Annotated in this window: 19 protein-coding genes; 12 read left to right on the top strand and 7 right to left on the bottom strand. The window is 63.8% G+C overall.

From position 1 onward, the window contains the following. Nucleotides 1-32: 32 nt before the first annotated feature. The 6 genes from sufB (at nt 33) to NKF27_RS13525 (ending at nt 6,396) form a co-directional block, all read left to right on the top strand. The gene (gene sufB / locus NKF27_RS13550) at nt 33-1,475 is read left to right on the top strand and encodes a Fe-S cluster assembly protein SufB (protein ID WP_108450186.1); all 1,443 of its coding nucleotides are present in this window, start codon (nt 33-35) and stop codon (nt 1,473-1,475) included. Between the two features lie 75 nt (nt 1,476-1,550). Further along, nucleotides 1,551-2,303: a Fe-S cluster assembly ATPase SufC gene (gene sufC, locus NKF27_RS13545; RefSeq protein WP_045995118.1), complete on the top strand. Its 753-nt coding sequence runs from the start codon at nt 1,551-1,553 to the stop codon at nt 2,301-2,303. Next, complete coding sequence (gene sufD / locus NKF27_RS13540; RefSeq protein ID WP_253552351.1) at nt 2,300-3,658, top strand: Fe-S cluster assembly protein SufD; 1,359 nt, start codon at nt 2,300-2,302, stop codon at nt 3,656-3,658. The genes sufC and sufD overlap by 4 nt, the downstream gene beginning before the upstream one ends. A 2-nt stretch (nt 3,659-3,660) precedes the next feature. After that, nucleotides 3,661-4,902 (top strand): cysteine desulfurase, encoded by a 1,242-nt coding sequence (locus NKF27_RS13535; RefSeq protein WP_108450184.1) that lies wholly within the window; start codon nt 3,661-3,663, stop codon nt 4,900-4,902. An 86-nt stretch (nt 4,903-4,988) separates the two neighbouring features. Next, nucleotides 4,989-5,561: a putative Fe-S cluster assembly protein SufT gene (sufT, locus tag NKF27_RS13530; RefSeq protein ID WP_045995121.1), complete on the top strand. Its 573-nt coding sequence runs from the start codon at nt 4,989-4,991 to the stop codon at nt 5,559-5,561. 58 nt (nt 5,562-5,619) lie between these two features. Next, nucleotides 5,620-6,396 carry a vancomycin high temperature exclusion protein gene (locus tag NKF27_RS13525; protein ID WP_253028859.1) on the top strand — a complete coding sequence of 259 codons (777 nt, stop codon included), beginning with the start codon at nt 5,620-5,622 and terminating at the stop codon, nt 6,394-6,396. Nucleotides 6,397-6,496: 100 nt separating this feature from the next. Here NKF27_RS13525 and NKF27_RS13520 read toward each other — a convergent pair whose 3' ends face one another. The 4 genes from NKF27_RS13520 to NKF27_RS13505 all read right to left on the bottom strand — a co-directional run bounded on the left by NKF27_RS13520 (nt 6,497) and on the right by NKF27_RS13505 (nt 9,828). Then, nucleotides 6,497-6,973, bottom strand: a complete 477-nt coding sequence (locus NKF27_RS13520) for a hypothetical protein (protein WP_253552350.1) — start codon at nt 6,971-6,973, stop codon at nt 6,497-6,499. A 340-nt stretch (nt 6,974-7,313) separates the two neighbouring features. After that, nucleotides 7,314-8,228 (bottom strand): 30S ribosomal protein S6--L-glutamate ligase, encoded by a 915-nt coding sequence (rimK, locus tag NKF27_RS13515; RefSeq protein ID WP_045995123.1) that lies wholly within the window; start codon nt 8,226-8,228, stop codon nt 7,314-7,316. 33 nt (nt 8,229-8,261) lie between these two features. Next, nucleotides 8,262-8,699, bottom strand: coding sequence for a RimK/LysX family protein (locus tag NKF27_RS13510; RefSeq protein WP_045995124.1), 438 nt, complete (start codon nt 8,697-8,699; stop codon nt 8,262-8,264). 91 nt (nt 8,700-8,790) lie between these two features. After that, nucleotides 8,791-9,828, bottom strand: coding sequence for a DUF3549 family protein (locus NKF27_RS13505; protein ID WP_045995125.1), 1,038 nt, complete (start codon nt 9,826-9,828; stop codon nt 8,791-8,793). Nucleotides 9,829-10,307: 479 nt separating this feature from the next. Here NKF27_RS13505 and NKF27_RS13500 point away from each other — a divergent pair, with 479 nt between their 5' ends. The 5 genes from NKF27_RS13500 to NKF27_RS13480 all read left to right on the top strand — a co-directional run bounded on the left by NKF27_RS13500 (nt 10,308) and on the right by NKF27_RS13480 (nt 13,561). Beyond that, entirely contained in the window at nt 10,308-11,054 is a 747-nt protein-coding gene (locus NKF27_RS13500; protein WP_253552348.1) for an amino acid ABC transporter substrate-binding protein, read from the top strand. Nucleotides 11,055-11,071: 17 nt separating this feature from the next. After that, nucleotides 11,072-11,746 carry an amino acid ABC transporter permease gene (locus NKF27_RS13495; RefSeq protein ID WP_045995127.1) on the top strand — a complete coding sequence of 225 codons (675 nt, stop codon included), beginning with the start codon at nt 11,072-11,074 and terminating at the stop codon, nt 11,744-11,746. After that, nucleotides 11,743-12,492: an amino acid ABC transporter ATP-binding protein gene (locus NKF27_RS13490; RefSeq protein ID WP_253552346.1), complete on the top strand. Its 750-nt coding sequence runs from the start codon at nt 11,743-11,745 to the stop codon at nt 12,490-12,492. The genes NKF27_RS13495 and NKF27_RS13490 overlap by 4 nt, the downstream gene beginning before the upstream one ends. 183 nt (nt 12,493-12,675) lie before the next feature. Beyond that, nucleotides 12,676-13,020, top strand: a complete 345-nt coding sequence (locus NKF27_RS13485) for a YqcC family protein (protein ID WP_108133007.1) — start codon at nt 12,676-12,678, stop codon at nt 13,018-13,020. A 40-nt stretch (nt 13,021-13,060) separates the two neighbouring features. Beyond that, a complete protein-coding gene (locus NKF27_RS13480; protein ID WP_253552344.1) occupies nt 13,061-13,561 on the top strand; it encodes a gamma-glutamylcyclotransferase family protein in 501 nt (166 codons plus the stop codon). Between the two features lie 299 nt (nt 13,562-13,860). Here NKF27_RS13480 and NKF27_RS13475 read toward each other — a convergent pair whose 3' ends face one another. Both NKF27_RS13475 and NKF27_RS13470 read right to left on the bottom strand, forming a co-directional pair. Continuing rightward, the gene (locus tag NKF27_RS13475) at nt 13,861-14,502 is read right to left on the bottom strand and encodes an OmpW family protein (RefSeq protein WP_253552342.1); all 642 of its coding nucleotides are present in this window, start codon (nt 14,500-14,502) and stop codon (nt 13,861-13,863) included. 232 nt (nt 14,503-14,734) lie between these two features. Continuing rightward, nucleotides 14,735-15,343, bottom strand: a complete 609-nt coding sequence (locus tag NKF27_RS13470; RefSeq protein WP_253552340.1) for an OmpW family protein — start codon at nt 15,341-15,343, stop codon at nt 14,735-14,737. A gap of 299 nt (nt 15,344-15,642) precedes the next feature. Between NKF27_RS13470 and NKF27_RS13465 the strand changes: the two genes are divergently transcribed. Then, the gene (locus NKF27_RS13465; RefSeq protein ID WP_253552338.1) at nt 15,643-15,963 is read left to right on the top strand and encodes a hypothetical protein; all 321 of its coding nucleotides are present in this window, start codon (nt 15,643-15,645) and stop codon (nt 15,961-15,963) included. Nucleotides 15,964-16,106: 143 nt separating this feature from the next. Here NKF27_RS13465 and putP read toward each other — a convergent pair whose 3' ends face one another. After that, entirely contained in the window at nt 16,107-17,585 is a 1,479-nt protein-coding gene (gene putP, locus NKF27_RS13460) for a sodium/proline symporter PutP (protein WP_045994400.1), read from the bottom strand. Between the last annotated feature and the right edge of the window lie 195 nt (nt 17,586-17,780).

The following is a 17,780-nucleotide window of genomic DNA, read 5'->3' as shown; positions in this document are numbered from 1 at the left end:
CGCCGACCGAACCGTCCGGGAGGGGACACATCATGGCAAGTCAGGAAATGGAACAGCTCGTCCGTCGCGAATATAAAGAAGGATTCGTGACCGACATCGAGAGCGACACGATCCCGCCGGGGCTGGATGAAGACACCATCGCCTTCATCTCCAAGAAGAAGGGTGAGCCGCAGTGGATGCTCGATTGGCGCCTGGACGCCTACCGTCAGTGGCTGAAGATGACCGCGCCGTCCTGGGCCCATCTGGACTATCCGCCCATCGACTATCAGGCGATCTCGTATTTCAGCGCGCCCAAGCGTGAGGAAGACAAGCCCCAGAGCCTCGACGAGGTGGACCCCAAGCTGCTCGAGACCTACGAGAAGCTGGGCATCCCGCTGCATGAGCGTGCAGCCCTGGCCGGCGTCGCCGTGGACGCGGTGTTCGACTCGGTGTCGGTGACCACCACCTTCAAGGACAAGCTGGCCGAGGCCGGCGTGATCTTCTGCTCCATCTCCGAGGCGATCCGCGACTACCCGGAACTGGTCAAGCAGTACCTGGGTACCGTGGTGCCGACCAGCGACAACTACTTTGCCGCGCTCAACTCGGCGGTGTTCACCGACGGCTCCTTCGTGTTCGTGCCGGAAGGCGTGACCTGCCCGATGGAACTGTCGACCTACTTCCGCATCAACGCCGCCAACACCGGCCAGTTCGAGCGCACCCTGATCGTGTGCGAGAAGAAGGCCCAGGTGTCCTACCTGGAAGGCTGCACCGCACCGATGCGCGACGAGAACCAGCTGCACGCTGCGGTGGTGGAGCTGGTGGCGCTGGAAGACGCCAGCATCAAGTACTCCACGGTGCAGAACTGGTATCCGGGTGACGAGGACGGCAAGGGCGGCATCTACAACTTCGTCACCAAGCGTGGCGACTGCCGTGGCGACCGTTCCCACATCAGCTGGACCCAGGTCGAGACCGGCTCCGCTATCACCTGGAAGTACCCGTCCTGCATCCTGCGTGGCAAGGACTCCATCGGCGAGTTCTACTCGGTGGCGGTGACCAACGGTCGCCAGCAGGCCGATACCGGCACCAAGATGATCCACCTGGGCGAGGGCTCCAAGTCCACCATCGTCTCCAAGGGTATCTCCGCCGGGCGTTCCAACCAGTCCTATCGTGGTCTGGTCAAGGTCGGCCCGCGGGCCAAGGGCGCGCGCAACTTTACCCAGTGTGATTCGCTGCTGATCGGCGATACCTGCGGTGCCCACACCTTCCCGTACCAGGAGATCGGCAACTCGACGGCCACGGTGGAGCACGAGGCGACCACCTCCAAGATCGGCGAGGACCAGCTGTTCTACTGCCAGAGCCGCGGTATCTCCGAGGAAGACGCGGTCAACATGATCGTCAACGGCTTCTGCAAGGACGTCTTCCAGGAGCTGCCGATGGAGTTTGCGGTCGAGGCAGAGGCGCTGCTCAACGTGACGCTCGAAGGCGCGGTGGGCTGACCCCCGGCGCTATATACCACCCTTATTCGTTTTTCTCCCGCCGCCCGGCGCGGCGGGCATCGCAAAGGTGTCTACATGCTCGAAGTCAAGGATCTCCACGTCACCGTCGAGGGCTCTGAAATCCTCAAGGGTCTGACCCTGTCCATCCAGCCTGGTGAAGTGCACGCCATCATGGGTCCCAATGGCGCCGGCAAGTCGACCCTGTCCGCCGTCATCGCGGGCAAGGACGGCTACGAGGTGACCGCGGGCTCGATCACCTTCGAGGGCAAGGATGTCCTCGAGATGGAGATCGAAGAGCGCGCCCAGGCCGGTCTGCTGCTGGGCTTTCAGTACCCGGTGGAAATCCCGGGGGTCAAGAACATCTACCTGCTCAAGGCGGCGCTCAACGCCCAGCGCGAGGCGCGCGGCGAGGGCGAGATTCCGGCACCCGAGTTCATGAAGCTGATCAAGGAAAAGGTGTCCTTCATGAAGATGGACAACAGCTTCCTGCAGCGTGCCGTCAATGAAGGCTTCTCCGGCGGCGAGAAGAAGCGTAACGAGATCCTGCAGATGCTGGTGCTGCAGCCCAAGCTCGCGATGCTCGACGAGATCGACTCCGGCCTCGACATCGACGCCATGAAGGTGGTGGCCGATGGGGTCAACTCGCTGCGCAGCGAAGATCGCGGCATCCTGCTGGTGACCCACTACCAGCGCCTGCTCGACTACATCGTGCCCGACCACGTCCACGTGCTGGTGAACGGCCGGATCGTCAAGAGCGGCGGCGCAGAGCTTGCCCATGAACTCGAATCCCGTGGCTACGACTGGGTCGTAGAGGAGCCCGCTGCATGAGTCGCAGTTCAAGTGAAGTGCAACGCTTTCTCGATCGTCTGAACGAGCGCAGCGAGGCGCGCCGCGGCGAACCCACCTGGATCGCCGCACGGCGCCAGGCCGGTGCGGCCCGCTTCGAGGCGATGGGCTTTCCCGATCGCCGCGTCGAAGAGTGGAAGTACACCGACGTGCGCGCCATCAGTCGCACCGACTTCCAGCTCACAGGCTCTGCCGAGTTTTCCCAGGCCAGCGCCGCTGCCCTGACGCTGCCGCTGGACGCCCACCGTCTGACCTTCGTCGACGGCGTCTTTTCCAGCGCCCTGTCGGACCTGTCCGAGCTGCCGGGTGGCGTGCAGGTGCAGCCGCTGTCCCAGGCCCTGGAAGAGAACCACGAGGCCGTCGGCGGCCCGCTGGGGCGCCTGACCGGGGTCGAATTCTCGGCCTTCTCGGCGCTCAACACCGCCTTCTTCGAGGAGGGCGCGCTGGTGCGCCTGGCGCCCGGCACCGTGGTCGACAAGCCCATCGTGCTGCAGTTCCTGTCCCGGGCCAACGAGGCGCGGGTGATGAGCCACCCGCGTATCCTGATCGAGGCGGGCGGACGCAGCCAGGCCACCGTGATCGAACACCATGTGGGTGAAGAGGGCGCCGCCAACTTCACCAACCTGGTGGAAGAGGTGATGCTCGATCGTGGCGCCAACCTGACCCACTACAAGCTGGTAGAGTCGCCCGAGCAGGACCTGCATGTGGCCAGTATCCACGTGGAGCAGTGCCGCGACGCTCAGTTCACCTCCTTCAACATCACCCTCGGTGGTGGACTGGTGCGCAACGACCTGGTCAGCGACCTCAATGGCCAGGGCGCCGAGGTGACCTTCAATGGTCTGTTCTACGGCCAGAATCGCCAGCACGTGGACAACCACACCCTGGCCAACCACAACGCGCCCCACACCTTCTCCCACGAGAACTACAAGGGCATCCTCGATGACCGCGCCCACGGCGTGTTCAACGGCAAGGTGATCGTCAAGCGCGACAGCCAGAAGATCGAGGCCGACCAGAGCAACGCCAACCTGCTGCTCTCCGATCGTGCCCAGATCGACACCAAGCCCGAGCTCGAGATCTACGCCGACGACGTCAAGTGTTCCCACGGCGCCACCACCGGTCAGCTCGACGAGGAAGCGGTGTTTGCCCTGCGTACCCGCGGGCTGGATGAGGCCACTGCACGTGGACTGCTGACCCTGGCCTTCGCCGGTGAGGTGATGGACCAGGTGAATCTGGACGCGGTGTCCGAGCGGGTCGAGCTGACCGTGGCCGGCAAGCTGCCCGAGCGCTTCCACCTGGCCGGTCTGGTGGAAGCCGCCGTGGCCCTCAACGAGGACTGAGCATGACCCACTTCAGCGATCTGCTGCTCGATGTGGCGAGGGTGCGCAAGGACTTCCCGATCCTCGATCGGGAGGTCCACGGCAAGCCCCTGGTCTATCTGGACAACGCCGCCACCAGCCAGACGCCACGTCAGGTGATCGAGGTGTTCGATCACTACTACAGCCAGATGAACGCCAATATCCATCGTGGCCTTCACACCCTGGCCGACGAGGCCACGGCGGCCTTCGAGGGCACCCGGGAGACCGTGCGTGCCTTTGTGAACGCCTCGAGCACCCGCGAGATCGTGTTCACCCGTGGCACCACCGAGGCGATCAACCTGGTGGCCCAGAGCTGGGGGCGCGCCAACCTCGGTCCCGGTGACGAGGTGCTGATCTCCCAGCTCGAACATCACTCCAATATCGTGCCCTGGCAGCTGCTGGCGGCCGAGCGCGGCTTCACCATTAAGGTGATCCCGGTGGATGAGCGTGGCGCGCTGGATCAGGACGCCTACCGTGACCTGATCGGCGAGCGCACCCGGCTGGTGGCGGTCAATCACGTCTCCAATGCCCTCGGTACCATCAACCCGGTGGCCGAGATGGCCCGGGTCGCCCATCAGCACGATGCGCTGATTCTGGTGGATGGCGCCCAGGCGGCACCCCATGAGCCGATCGATGTTCAGGCCATCGGTGCCGACTTCTACGCATTTTCGGGGCACAAGGTCTATGGTCCCACCGGCGCCGGCGTGCTCTACGGCCGCGAGGCGCTGCTCGAGGCCATGCCGCCCTGGCAGGGTGGCGGCGAGATGATCGCCACGGTGTCCTTCGAGACGCCGACCACCTTTGCCGCCATTCCCCACAAGTTCGAGGCGGGCACGCCGGCCATCGCCGAAGTGATCGCCCTGGGCCGTGCCATCGAATGGGTCAATTCGATCGGCCTTGAGCACATCAGCGCCTGGGAGCATCGCCTGCTCGAGCACGCCACCGAAAGCGTGGCGGCGGTGGATGGCCTTCGCGTGCTGGGCACCGCGCCGGACAAGGCAGGCGTCTTGTCCTTCGTGGTCGACGGCGTGCATAGCCAGGATATCGGTCTGCTGATCGACCAGCTCGGCGTGGCGATTCGTACCGGCCACCACTGCGCCCAGCCGCTGCTGGCCCAGTTCGGCGTCGATGCCACCTGTCGCGCTTCCTTTGCGGCCTACAACACCCCGGAGGAAGTCGACGTGCTGGTCGAGAGCCTCCAGCGGGTGATCAGCATGCTGCGCTGAAGCAGCAGGGCGGCTCGGGGCGGCGCGTGCCGCCTCGAGCCCTGGTTGGCAAGGGAGTCATTCGGCGTACCCGACTAAGGAATTGCATGAGCGAACACGATCAGATTGCTCAACTGAGCAAGGGCCAGCAACTGCCGTTGCAGCGGGACGTGGAGGTCATCTCCATTCCCTTCGGCAAGACGGTGACGCTTGACGAGGACAGCATCGTCTCGGTGATGCAGGCCAAGGGCAGCACCCTGAGTGTTGCCTACGAGGGACGTCTGTACCTGATCGAGGGATCCAACCTGGACGCGGTGGGCCTCGAGCCGATGCCACGCCCGACACTGGATCCCGAGGCCGACGACGCGGCGATCGAGGCGTTTGTCTGGGACCAGCTCAGGACCTGTTTCGACCCTGAGATCCCGGTCAATATCGTCGATCTGGGGCTGGTCTACGGTTGTCGTATCGAACGCCTGATCAGTGGTGAGCGCATCGTCACCATTCGCATGACCCTGACCGCCCCCGGCTGTGGCATGGGCGATGTGATCGCGGCGGATGCGCGCAACAAGATTCTGGGAGCACCTCAGATTTCCAAGGTGCATACCGAGATCGTCTTCGATCCCCCCTGGAGTCGTGAGATGATGAGCGACGAGGCCAAGCTGGAACTTGGCATGTTCTGACCCGGTCCTCTCTGGCCCGCGCAGCGGGTCCTGACCTCCGCTGTCAATTGGAATCGTCATGCGCGAGCCGTTGTTCACGATGTTTCGTCGCCTGCTGCTGTGTCTCGGTAGCCTGGTCCTGCTGCTCGCCCTGGCCTTCGTCGCGGCCAACGCCTGGGTGGTGGCCACCACCCGTGATCGCATCGCTCCTCGACTCGTCGAATGCCGCCCCCACCAGGTCGGCATCGTCTTCGGCACCTCCCACTGGACCCGCAGCGGTACCCGCAATCCCCACTTCGAAGGGCGCATGATCGCCGCCGCCCGGCTGATGAACGAAGGACGTCTGCGCCACCTGCTGGTGTCCGGTGACAATGCCACCCGCTACTACAACGAGCCGGTGACCATGTGGCGCGACCTCAAGGAGCGTGGCGTGCGCGAGGTCGACATGACGCTGGACTACGCCGGTTTCAGCACCTTCGATACCCTGGCCAGGGCCCGCGACGTGTTCGAGGTGGAGCGCGCGCTATTGATCACGCAGGACTGGCACCTGCCGCGGGCGTTGTTCATCGCTGATGCCCTGGGGCTCGAGGTCGAGGGCTGCCCGGCGCCGGAGAGGGAGCGTTCTCGCTGGCTGATCCTGCGGGAGTGGGTGGCCCGGGTGGCGACCCTGGGCGATCTCTACCTGTGGCAGCGTGAGCCGCGCTTTCTCGGCCCGCTGGAGCCTTTGAAGATCGCGGCGCCGGCACCTCGCATCGAGGCTCGGAGTCTTCACGAGATCATCGATGAGGTGTTGACCAGAGGCGACGACAGTGTGGCGCCATTGCTGCTGCGCACGCCTGACGCCGACAAGAACTGAGAGCAGTCGCTTCACCCAGGCATCCGCTTCACCAATAAAAACGCCTTGCCGGCAGAGCCTGGCAAGGCGTTTTTGTGGGGTGGCGTTCGCGTCGGCGGCGTCAGCGTTTGACGGTTCGACGTCCTGTGCCACGCTTCTGGGCGGTCGACTTCTGCAGGTCGTAGAGCTCGCGAATCAGCGCGCGGCAACCCTTCCATACCTCTTCGATCACCGGCTCGATGGGGCCCGGCAAGGGATGGGTAAACAGGGTGGAGAGGGACTGCATCAGCACCCGCTCCTGCTCGAGCAGCTCGTTGATCAACACCTGTGAGTCGTTGCCGACAAAGCTCTTGAGACGACTCCACAGCCACATGTAGTCGTCGCGTTCGACGTCGGCATCACGCGGCAGCAGGTCGAGGTGTTCGCGCGCCAGCTCCTGGAGCTCGCGCATGGTCTTCTGGCGCGTCTCGAAGTGGGGCTCCAGAGCGTCGCGCAGCGAGGGTCGCAGGCGCTCGAGATTGTCCTGGAAATAGTCGACGCTGTCGGCCAGGGCCTCCAGCAGGCTGTCCATCGCCACCTGGCGATTATCGAGAAACATGCGCGTCACCTCCTCCGGTGACGCAAATTGTGGGGCTCCAGCAGGAGTTTTGCCACCCCTAATGTGGCAAATATTTATGATTCTTGCGGTAGGGTGGTCGATCGCTTCGACCTTGGTCGAAAAGCGCTGACAAAGTTGACCAGGTTGCGGCGAGATATCGTCGGAGGCGAGGACCCGTGTCGCTCTTGCCAGGGCAAGCGGGCGCCAATGGCAAGACGGGCGTTAATGGATAGACGGGCGTCAATGGCAAGCGGGCGCCAATGGCAAGACGGGCGACCGTGTTGTCGGTCGCCCGTCGGCGTCATCCTTTACGGGGCTTTTATCTTGAGCCCTTGCCGCTTTAGCCCTTGGGCTTGGCCGGCGTACGGGTCCGCGGACGCGCCGTGGCGCTCTTTTCCAGGTGTTCGATGACCAGGCCGGCGATGTCCTTGCCGGTGGCGCTCTCGATGCCCTGCAAGCCGGGCGAGGAGTTTACCTCCATCACCACGGGGCCGTGGTTGGAGCGCAGCAGGTCGACACCGGCCACGCGCAGGCCCATGGACTTGGCCGCACGGATGGCGGTGGAGCGCTCTTCCGGGGTGATGCGGATGACGCTGGCGCTGCCGCCGCGGTGCAGGTTGGAGCGGAATTCGCCTTCGGCCGCCTGGCGCTTCATTGCCGCCACCACCTTGTCGCCGATGACGAAGCAGCGGATGTCGGCGCCCTTGGCTTCCTTGATGTACTCCTGAACCATGATGTTGGCCTTCATGCCCATGAACGCCTGGATCACCGATTCCGCCGCCTGGTTGGTCTCGGCCAGCACCACGCCGATGCCCTGGGTGCCTTCCAGCAATTTGATCACCAGCGGGGCGCCCTTGACCATGGTGATCAGGTCAGGGATGTCATCGGGGGAATGGGCGAAGCCGGTCACCGGCAGGCCGATGCCCTTGCGAGACAGCAGTTGCAGCGAGCGCAGCTTGTCGCGGGAACGGGTGATACCGACGCTGTCGTTGAGCACGGTGACGTTCATCATCTCGAACTGACGCAGCACGGCGCAGCCGTAGAAGGTGACCGAGGAGCCGATGCGCGGGATGACGGCGTCGAAGGGCTCGAGTTCCTCGCCCTTGTAGTGAATCGACGGATGGTGAGAAGCGATGCTCATGTAGCAGCGCAGCGTATCGACCACCCGGGCCGTATGGCCGCGTTGTTCGGCGGCTTCCACCAGGCGACGAGTGGAGTAGAGATTGCGGTTGCGGGACAGCAGCGCGATATGCATGTGCGAGTCTCCAGGTCAGGGGCGGTGGATCCGTCAGGGTTCGCCGTGCAGAAAGGTAGCGCCGGGCGCCACCAGCAGGCGGCGCAGTGCGCGGCGACCGAGAAGCATGGGATGGCGCATGTTGCGCCGGTCGGTCAGGGATAGCTCGACGGGAAATTCCAGATCCCCCATCTGCATCTGGGTGCGAATGAAGTAGCGCCACTCGGCCTGGCCGTTGGAGCTGGTGACCTTGCGCCGATCATGCAGGTGCATACGGTACTGGTGTGACGGACTGTCGGGGCCGCCGGCACGGGTGACGAAGCTGACCCACAGGATCTCGTCCTCCTCGAAGGACTCGATCTCCTCGGCGTGCAGCGCCGAGGTGCGAGCGCCGGTGTCCACCTTGGCACACAGATGCAGGTGCATCTGCGGCAGGATCACCATCTCGCGGCGACCGACGACGGCCTGAGCCTGAAAGGGCAGGTCCTTCATGTCTTCTCCTTGTCGCGGGATGCTGCTTGTTATTCAGGCGACGTCCGTTGTCGAACTGTCAGTGGCAACGAACGTCACACGGGCAAGAGAATCAATGACCGCCTGTGCCCTTGACCGCCGCCAGTCGGCGAGCGGTGGCGGAGTCCTTCGGGGCCTGACGCAGCGTCATCAGTACCGGCAGACGCAGCCGGGGGATCTGCGCCAGGTCCCTCGCAACGGCCAGGAAGTCGGCCCCGTCGCATTCGGCGACCCGCTCCAGAAACAGCGGCAGGCGCTCGGCGTGCTCCAGGTGTTGCCAGCCCCGTGCGGCGATTGCCGCGAGGGTGTCCGGGCCGCAGGCATCGCTATCGGCCAGCAGGGCGTCGAACCAGTCACCGGCCAGGCTGTCGGGCGCGTTGCCCACGGCGCGTACACAGGCGCAGAAGGTCTCGATGTCGCCCTGGCTGGCGGCCTGTTCGCCGCGTTGACGCAGCGCCTCCGCAAGCTCTGCTGATAGTGCTACATGTTCCAGACAGTAGCATAGCGATGTCAGCACTTCGCTGTGCAGCTGCGGGATAGCGGCCACCAGCGAGGCCTCAGTCTCGGGGGTGAGACGCGCCACATGGTCGGCCAGCCCCTGCAGGCCCAGCGCCTGCCAGTCGTGGCCACCCTGGCCCGACAGGAAGGCTTCGACCGGCTCAAGGTGCTCGCTGGCGGGACGCTCCAGATCGGCGCTGGCTCGGGCGTGCAGCATCGCCTGAAAGGTCAGGGAAGGGGTGAAGGCCAGCGGGTTGTCCTTCATCAGGTTGTCGATCTCGCCGCCGTCGGACTGCTCCAGCGCTTCTGCGCTGCGGCCCAGGGTGGACAGCAGGCGCTCGAGGAAGGCGTCCCGCTGGGCGGCATCCAGAAGGCCCTGTTCGTCCACCGGCAGTGCCAGGAACCAGATCAGCGGGTCGCTCATGTCACCCAGGCGAAACACCAGGGCAAGGCGGGCACGACCCTGCCAGGGTTCCGGCCAGGGGACCTGGCCGCTCTCGAAGTCTGCCAGGGTCTCGAGCGCGCAGGGGTGCACACGCCGTCCCATATGATAGAGACGCACCTCGGCACCGGTCAGGGTGAAAAAGTCGTGAAGACGATGGATCGCTTGCATGGCCCCTCCGAAAGATCAGCGTGCACTCTATCGCGCCGCTCGAGGAGTGTCAGCCGTCCACGGCGGAAATTTGTGCATCCCTCGCACTGTATTTTGCTGCACCGCTGGTGAATTTTTGATCAAGCGCCGCGAAAGAGCGTCAGAAGCGGCTCGCCGTCATCTGTCAAAGGGTTATCCACAGGGACATTCAGCGCTTCTGTGAATGAATGATGGTGGGGATAAGTCGGTGAGGTGACAGTCCGCTGACGGCGGCCGGCGGTTGGTCCCGGAAAGGGCGGTCGCAATAGCAGGAGGCTATGGTTCACCCTGGGATTTTTCACTGCGTCTGCTATCGATTTGGAATATAATGGCGGTCGTTTATTCCAAATCATGCTGAGCCATCGAGCAGCCCAGGGTTGAAGTGGCGATGGATGCCTCCACCTGTCACCCTCCCGGGCCATGCCGCACTGGCCGCCCCAATCGTTTTCAAGGAGCCGTCCATGGTTCGTCATCTGGCTGTTTCTCTTGCCGCCGCAGGTGCCATCGGTCTCGCTGCCGGTGCCCACGCCGACACCCTGAAAGTCGGCATGTCCGGTGGTTACTTTCCCTTTACCTTCGTCGAGCAGGACACCCTCAAGGGCTTCGAGGTCGACGTGATGGAAGCGGTGGCCGAAGAGATGGGCACCGAGGTGGAGTTCGTCACCGCCAACTTCTCAGGGTTGTTCGGCATGCTCGAGTCCGGGCGCATCGACACCATCGCCAACCAGATCACCATCACCGAGGAGCGGGAGCAGAAGTACCTGTTCACCTCGCCCTATGTGTATGACGGTGCTCAGGTGGTGACCAAGGAAGGCAATGACGAGGTCTCCGGTGTCGAGGACCTGGCGGGCAAGACCGTGGCCGTCAACCTGGGCTCCAACTACGAGCAGCTGCTGCGCGAGCTGCCCTACGCCGACGAGATCGATATCCGCACCTACGAGAGCAACATCGAGCAGGACACCGCGCTGGGGCGTGTCGACGCCTTCGTCATGGATCGCGTCAGCGCCACCCAGGTGATCAAGGAAAAGCCGCTGCCGCTGGCGCTGGCCGGCAAGCCTTTCTCCGAGATTCGCAATGCGCTGCCGTTCCGCCAGGACGACCAGGCGCTGCGTGACGAGGTCGACCAGGCGCTTGACACCCTGCGTGAAGATGGCACCTTGAGCGAGATCTCCGAGCGCTGGTTCGATGCCGATATCACCACGCCCTGAGCGGTGATCGACTCTCCATGAGCATTCTCGACCTCGACTACATGGTTGGGCTGGTGCCCATACTGCTCAGCTACCTTCCCCTGACCCTGGGGATGGCGCTGGCCGGGATGGCGCTGGCTCTGGTGCTGGCCTGTGGCCTGGCGGTGATCCGGGTACTCAAGATCCCGGTTCTCAACGGCCTGACGCTGTGGTTCATCTCGTTCTTTCGCGGTACGCCGCTGTTGGTGCAGCTGTTCCTGTTCTACTACGGGCTGCCCCAGGTGCTGTCGTTTCTGACCACCATCGATGGCATCACCGCCACCATCATGGGGCTGACGCTGCACTTCTCGGCCTATATGGCGGAGTCGATCCGCGCCGCCATCGTCGGCGTGGATCGCAGTCAGACCGAGGCGGCGCTGTCCATTGGCATGACCAACGGCCAGTTGATGCGCCGGATCGTGCTGCCCCAGGCCACTCGCATCGCGGTGCCGACGTTGATGAACTACTTCATCGACATGATCAAGGCCACCTCGCTGGCGTTCACCCTGGGCGTGACCGAGTTGATGGGGGCGACCCAGAAAGAGGCCGCCGGCAGCTTCCTGTACTTCGAGGCCTTCATCACCGTGGCGCTGATCTACTGGGCCATCGTCGAGGCGCTGGCCTGGCTGCAGCGGCGCCTGGAATCCCGACTCAACGAGGCCTATCGTCGATGATCAAGCTAGAGCGACTGACCAAACGCTTCGGTGATACCACCGTGCTCGACGGTATCGACCTGGAGATCCAGCAGGGCGAGATCATCGTGGTGATCGGCCCCTCCGGGACCGGCAAGTCGACGTTGCTGCGCTGTCTCAACTTTCTCGAGCAGCCCGATGGTGGCCGATTGACCTTGGGTCCGCTGAATCTGGACCTGACCCAGGCCAGCAAGTCCGAGATCCTGGCTGCCCGTCGACACACGGCCTTCGTGTTCCAGAACTACGCGCTGTTTGCCAACAAGACGGCGCTTGAGAACATCGCCGAGGGCCTGATCGTGGTCAACCGCTGGCCCAGGGCCAAGGCCCACCAGCGAGCGCGTGAGATCCTCGAGCGTATCGGCATGTCGGACAAGGCGGATGCCTATCCGGTGTCGCTGTCCGGGGGCCAGCAGCAGCGGGTGGGGATAGGCCGCGCCATGGCCGCCCAGGCCGAGGTGATCCTGTTCGACGAACCCACCTCATCACTCGACCCCGAGTGGGTCGACGAGGTGCTGGCATTGATGAAGCAGCTGGCGCGTGAACGCCAGACCATGCTGGTGGTCACCCACGAGATGGCCTTTGCCCGTGACGTGGCCGACCGGGTGGTGTTCATGGAGGGCGGGCGCATCGTCGAGCAGGGGCCTCCCTCGGAGCTGTTCCATGCACCGCAGGACCCGCGTACCCGAGACTTCCTGCGCAAGGTACTGCCCGCCGCCGAGCCCCTGTAGGCCGAGTCGCTCATCCAGCCGGCGAGATCCTCGTTCGAGAAAGTCTGCACGTCGAGGCGTGCCCTTCGAGGTGCCGCGTTTGCAGCGGTTTCTTGGGGCGCGCGTGTTGCTGCCGGGCTGGCCCTCGCTGGTCCGGCACGCGACAATGACGTGCACCAAGCCCATTTTCAAAGCGGAGGCATCATGCCCACCGAACCTTCCGTCCACGACGCCCTGGGCGCGGCTCTGCGCGAGCTCGAGGCGACCATGAAGGCCGCCAACATGTGGCGTATGGACAAGCCGGAGGCCGCCGCCTTCAACAGTCGGCAGCCGTTCTGCATCGATACCATGTCGCTGCCTCAGTGGCTGCGCTTCGTGTTTATCGCCAGGCTCGATACCCTGGTGGAGCAGCGTGCACCCCTGCCCGCCAGTTGCGATGTGGCCCCGGCGGTGGACGCCTACCTGATCCAGGAAGGCGCGCGCGCCCAGGACCGGATGCTGTTGCAGAAGGTTGTCGAGGATATCGACCGGCTGATCACCGAGAACTGAATCGCCGGTAACGGAAGAAGTCCCCAGCGAGGAGAAGGCGATGCCCTGGTACTTTGCCTATGGCAGCAACATGAACCTTGAGCGTGTCGCCGCGCGCATCGGCGAGACCCGGCGTGTGCTGGCCGGCAGCCTGGAAGGCTACGCGCTGCGCTTCAACAAGGCCTCCCGCGTCCCGGGTATCGCCCACGCCAATGTGGTGCCGGCGCCAGGCGATCGGGTCGAGGGCGCGCTGTTCGAACTCCTCGAGCCCGAGCAGATCCGGCAGATGGATCCCTTCGAAGGTTACCCGCACGAGTACGACCGTCATCGTCTGCCGGTGATTACCGAACAGGGGCCGATCGAGGCCTGGGTCTATATCGCCGGCGCCGAACGCCAGGGGGAGGGGCTGCGGCCCGCCCGCGAGTACCTCGAGCACCTGCTGGCCGGTCGTGACTTCCTCAGCGAGGGCTATCACCAGGCGCTGGCGGCGGTAGAGGCCGTCGAGCACCTCGATGATGCCACTCTGGGGAGGTTGGGGCTGTCACGTTATCATCCCCGCTAAGGCTTGTACGAAAAGTGCCTGCGCTCGGTAATACGGCGTTAAAAATCGCGTCAAAATGCTCATTTACACCTCGTAAACTGCGCTTTCTTACCGATTTTTGCCTTGTCTAACCATCGCTCGCCGGCTTTTCGTACTAAGCCTAGGCCTCTGCTTGCCCTGTTACCGCATCCCCTCCCTCGAGAATTGCAGTGGCAACTGCCACGCGAGCGACCACAGAAGCCATCTTGTGATGGTCACAGCACAGCGCCCGCTCCTGTCAGGCAGGAGCGGGCGCTGCGTGTTAGCGGTCGAGCCCTGGATCAGAAGCGGTAGCTGATACCGGCCATGATCACGTAGGGGTCCACCTCGATCTCGCCGATGTCATCGCCGTTGAGGTCGACGTCGCTGTCGATATCCAGATACCACACCGCCATGTTGGCCGCCCAGTGGTCGTCGATGATCAGGTCGAGGCCCGCCTGGCCGGCCCAGCCCCAGGACTCTTCCAGATCGAGATCAGCACCTTCCAGCGCGATATCCTCGTCGGAGAAGTGGGTGTAGTTGACCCCCAGGCCGACGTAGGGCTGCACCCGCGCCTCGGTGCCACCGAAGGGGTAGTACTGCACGGTCAGGGTCGGCGGCAGGTGCTCGACGCTGGCGCCGATATCGGTGCCACCTACGTTCAGGTCGACGTCGTGTTCGAAGGGCTCAGCGGCCAGCAGTTCGACGCCGAACTTGTCGTGGAAGCGATAGCCCAGGGTGAAGGCGAAGCCGTTGTCGTCATGGACGTCGGTGTCCATGGTGCCACCCATCAGAGAGCCGTTGTCGGAGTCGGGCTTGACCTTGGCCACACCGATGCGGGTATAGATGTCGCCCTTGCCGTAGGCGGCAAAGGCCTGGCTGCTTGCGAGGGCGCTGCCGGCGATGGCGGCGACCAGAGCGGTGGTGATCAGGGGGTGGCGCATGGTGTTCTCCTTGCGTACTGGCAAAAGTGGGCGAGCCCGATTGCCAAGCAGTGTATGCCGCATCGAGAACGTGGTTATTGATCTACCTCAATACCTCCTTTGGTAGAAAAAAATGAACCGGCAACGCACCAGAAAAGGCGCCTGGCAGGGCCAGACGCCTTCGATGCTGCGGTTGGAATGCGGCGCGATCGAGCTGACCGGTCAGCCGCTTATTTCAAGACCGCGCAAGCGCTTAGAAACGATAGGTGACGCCGGCACCGATGGTCATCGGATCGATCTCGGCCTCGCCGACATCGTGGCCGTCGACCTCGATATCGGAATCGACATCGGCGTAGCGGGCGTAAGTGCCGACCAGCAGGTTGTCGGTGACGCTGAGGTCGAGACCCACCTGGGCTGCGGCGCCGTAGGAGCTATCGAGGTCGGCGTTGAAGCTCTCGTCGGAGAAGTGGGTGTAGTTCATGCCCACGCCAACGTAGGGGTGGACGCGAGCGTTTTCCACGCCGCCCAGCGGGTAGTAGTTGAGCATCAGGTTGACCGGGGTACGGTCGACGCTGCCCACATTACCGCCGTTGACCGCGATATCGTGCTCCATGGCCTCGGAGCCGTTGAGCTCGACACCGAACTTGTCGTGGAACAGGTAGCCAGCGCCGTAGGCGAAGCCGTTCTCCTCGGAGACATCGAGATCCTGGTTGGCGATGTCGCCGTTGTCCGAGGTGGGGTCGGCCTTCTCGAAGCCACCGCGCACGTAGATGTCACCTGCCTGATAGGCCAGGGCAGACTGGGCGGCGAAGGTGGTGGTAACGAGCAGGGCTGCGGTGCCCATCAGTCGAGTCATGTTCATGCGGGACCTCCTTGATGATCCGATGGCATCCTTCCCGAGGGAAGTAACCTTGTACGCTTCGCAGTTTAAGAACAGTGTTTCTAAATGTCTTGTAGAAATATTTAATTGGCTAGATAGCAGTAACTAGCCAGAATTTATGGAACTAAATCGACTTGGGCGGGTAGGTAACGTAAATGCTGTACAATTTTTTTGCACATTGTGGCGTAGACGTCGATGCGCGCTTGTGCACTGCATAAACGCTCGCCGTCCGGCGATAAATCGTCTTCACTGTGGGAGAAGACTCCGGAGGAGAGTGCGGGATGGTGGCCAGACGAAGGCGTGAGAGGTTGCTCGGCATGTCGACGCTGCCCTGGGGCGGGGCGGCACTGGTGCTCGCACTGACCGCTCTGTTGGCGGTGTGGCTGCTGCTGGAACCCTGGCTGATTCGTGATCTTCCGACGCCGGCGAGGCTGGCCATGGTAGTTCTGGGCGTGTGGGCGCTGGGCGGGGGGTTGTCCATGCCGCTGCACTTCTCAGCGGTACCCGGCTGGTGGCGTCTGGCGGGGGCCATGCCCTGGTATCCGCTGGCACTGGTCACCTTTATCGTGCTGCTGCTGTGTCGCTACGCCGGCCTGTTTTAAACGGGGCTGATGTGCACGGCTAAGGTGGGCAGGGCGGTTGGACTGTCAGTGAGCGTTGAGCGCCAGGTGCGTGCTGGATGTGTCCCGTAACGAAGAAGGCCGCCCGAGGGCGGCCTTCTTGCGTGGCAGACGATCACTGACGATCAGGCGTCTTCCAGGGTGTCGAACTGCTCGGTGATCTCCTTGCTCGGCTCGGCGGTCATCAAGCTCACCACCACGATGGCGATGTAGGCGAAGATCACGCCGGGCACGATCTCGTAAAGATCGAACAGGCCGCCGGACATCTCGGCCCAGGCCACCACGGTGATACCACCGACCACGATACCGGCCAGCGCGCCCCACTGGTTCATGCGACGCCAGTACAGCGACATGATCAGCGCAGGACCGAAGGCGGCGCCGAAACCGGCCCAGGCGTAGGACACCAGTCCCAGTACCGTGGAGTCCGGGTTCATCGCCAGCAGGTAGGCAATGACGGCGATGCCGATGACCGCAAAGCGGCCGACCCAGACCAGCTCGGACTGGCTGGCGTCGGGGCGGAACAGCGCCTTGTAGAAGTCATCGGTCAGGGCAGAGGACGACACCAGCAGCTGGGAGTCGGCGGTGGACATGACCGCAGCCAGGATGGCGGCGAGCAGCACACCGGCGACCAGCGGATGGAAGATGGCGTTGACCATGACCATGAAGATGGTCTCGCCGTCACCCAGGTCGCGGGTCATGTAGACCAGGCCCAGCAGACCGACCGCCATGGCGCAGACCAGGCACAGGCCCGACCAGGTCACGGCGATGCGACGGGCGGCGGGGATGTCGGCTTCGGAGCGGATGGCCGCGAAACGCGCCAGGATGTGCGGCTGGCCGAAGTAGCCAAGGCCCCAGGCCAGCGAACTGATGATGCCGATGGCGGTCAGGGTTTCACCGGTGGACGCATCGACGAACCAGCTCAGCATGTCGGGGTTCTCGGCCAGGATCTGCTGGCCACTGCCGCTGAAGCCACCCAGTTCGGTCAGGGCGATGACCGGCACGACCAGCAGCGCCGCCGCCATCATCAGACCCTGGATCAGGTCGGTCCAGGAGACCGCCAGGAAGCCGCCAAAGAAGGTATAGGAGATGATGGCCAGCGTGCCGACGGTCACCGCGATGGTGTAGTCGAAGCCGAATACCGTCTCGAACAGCTTGCCGCCGGCAACCAGGCCGGAGCTGGTGTAGAACAGGAAGAACAAGAGGATGAAGACCGCCGAGATCACCCGCAACAGCGGTGCCTTCTCGCGAAAGCGCTTGGCGAAGAAGTCCGGCAGGGTCAGGGCGTCATTGGCCTTGAAGGTGTAGACGCGCATGCGCCGGGCGACGATCAGCCAGTTGAGCCAGGTGCCGATCAACAGGCCCACGGCGATCCAGGAGGCCGACAGACCGCTGACGTAGGCCGCACCGGGCAGACCCAGCAGCAGCCAGCCCGACATGTCCGAGGCGCCGGCAGATATCGCCGACGTCCAGGGGCCAAGCGAGCGGCCACCAAGGATATAGTCGGACAGATTGGTGGTGCGCTTGTAAGCAATGATACCGATGACCAGCATCAATATCAGATACAGCGCGAACGTGATGCCAATGGTGGCGTTGTTTTCGACCATGGGAGCGTTCCTTGTGGTTTTTGTCGTGGGTGGTTGGCGTTCTCAAGTCACCGGCCCTGTGTCGAGCGCGATGATCTCCCCGTGTGGGCGCGGTCGTCACGCGCGTCCCTGCGATCCGGCGCTCCCCTCGGGGTAGTGGGTGAGCGCCGGTTGCCGACGGTGCGCCGACCGTCGGGTGAGTGCGTTGGACCAGCA

Origin of the sequence: Halomonas sp. DN3 (assembly GCF_024137905.1) — a bacterium.
Classification (GTDB): domain Bacteria; phylum Pseudomonadota; class Gammaproteobacteria; order Pseudomonadales; family Halomonadaceae; genus Halomonas; species Halomonas litopenaei.
Note: the sequence above shows the minus strand (reverse complement) of the source record. Positions and strands in the feature narration are given on the sequence as shown.

Excerpts from the sequence above, each read along its gene's own strand:
- sufB (WP_108450186.1), top strand. The coding sequence starts at position 33 with ATGGCAAGTCAGGAAATGGAACAGCTCGTCCGTCGCGAATATAAAGAA.
- sufC (WP_045995118.1), top strand. The coding sequence starts at position 1,551 with ATGCTCGAAGTCAAGGATCTCCACGTCACCGTCGAGGGCTCTGAAATC.
- sufD (WP_253552351.1), top strand. The coding sequence starts at position 2,300 with ATGAGTCGCAGTTCAAGTGAAGTGCAACGCTTTCTCGATCGTCTGAAC.
- NKF27_RS13535 (WP_108450184.1), top strand. The coding sequence starts at position 3,661 with ATGACCCACTTCAGCGATCTGCTGCTCGATGTGGCGAGGGTGCGCAAG.
- sufT (WP_045995121.1), top strand. The coding sequence starts at position 4,989 with ATGAGCGAACACGATCAGATTGCTCAACTGAGCAAGGGCCAGCAACTG.
- NKF27_RS13525 (WP_253028859.1), top strand. The coding sequence starts at position 5,620 with ATGCGCGAGCCGTTGTTCACGATGTTTCGTCGCCTGCTGCTGTGTCTC.
- NKF27_RS13520 (WP_253552350.1), bottom strand. The coding sequence starts at position 6,973 with ATGTTTCTCGATAATCGCCAGGTGGCGATGGACAGCCTGCTGGAGGCC.
- rimK (WP_045995123.1), bottom strand. The coding sequence starts at position 8,228 with ATGCATATCGCGCTGCTGTCCCGCAACCGCAATCTCTACTCCACTCGT.
- NKF27_RS13510 (WP_045995124.1), bottom strand. The coding sequence starts at position 8,699 with ATGAAGGACCTGCCCTTTCAGGCTCAGGCCGTCGTCGGTCGCCGCGAG.
- NKF27_RS13505 (WP_045995125.1), bottom strand. The coding sequence starts at position 9,828 with ATGCAAGCGATCCATCGTCTTCACGACTTTTTCACCCTGACCGGTGCC.
- NKF27_RS13500 (WP_253552348.1), top strand. The coding sequence starts at position 10,308 with ATGGTTCGTCATCTGGCTGTTTCTCTTGCCGCCGCAGGTGCCATCGGT.
- NKF27_RS13495 (WP_045995127.1), top strand. The coding sequence starts at position 11,072 with ATGAGCATTCTCGACCTCGACTACATGGTTGGGCTGGTGCCCATACTG.
- NKF27_RS13490 (WP_253552346.1), top strand. The coding sequence starts at position 11,743 with ATGATCAAGCTAGAGCGACTGACCAAACGCTTCGGTGATACCACCGTG.
- NKF27_RS13485 (WP_108133007.1), top strand. The coding sequence starts at position 12,676 with ATGCCCACCGAACCTTCCGTCCACGACGCCCTGGGCGCGGCTCTGCGC.
- NKF27_RS13480 (WP_253552344.1), top strand. The coding sequence starts at position 13,061 with ATGCCCTGGTACTTTGCCTATGGCAGCAACATGAACCTTGAGCGTGTC.
- NKF27_RS13475 (WP_253552342.1), bottom strand. The coding sequence starts at position 14,502 with ATGCGCCACCCCCTGATCACCACCGCTCTGGTCGCCGCCATCGCCGGC.
- NKF27_RS13470 (WP_253552340.1), bottom strand. The coding sequence starts at position 15,343 with ATGAACATGACTCGACTGATGGGCACCGCAGCCCTGCTCGTTACCACC.
- NKF27_RS13465 (WP_253552338.1), top strand. The coding sequence starts at position 15,643 with ATGGTGGCCAGACGAAGGCGTGAGAGGTTGCTCGGCATGTCGACGCTG.
- putP (WP_045994400.1), bottom strand. The coding sequence starts at position 17,585 with ATGGTCGAAAACAACGCCACCATTGGCATCACGTTCGCGCTGTATCTG.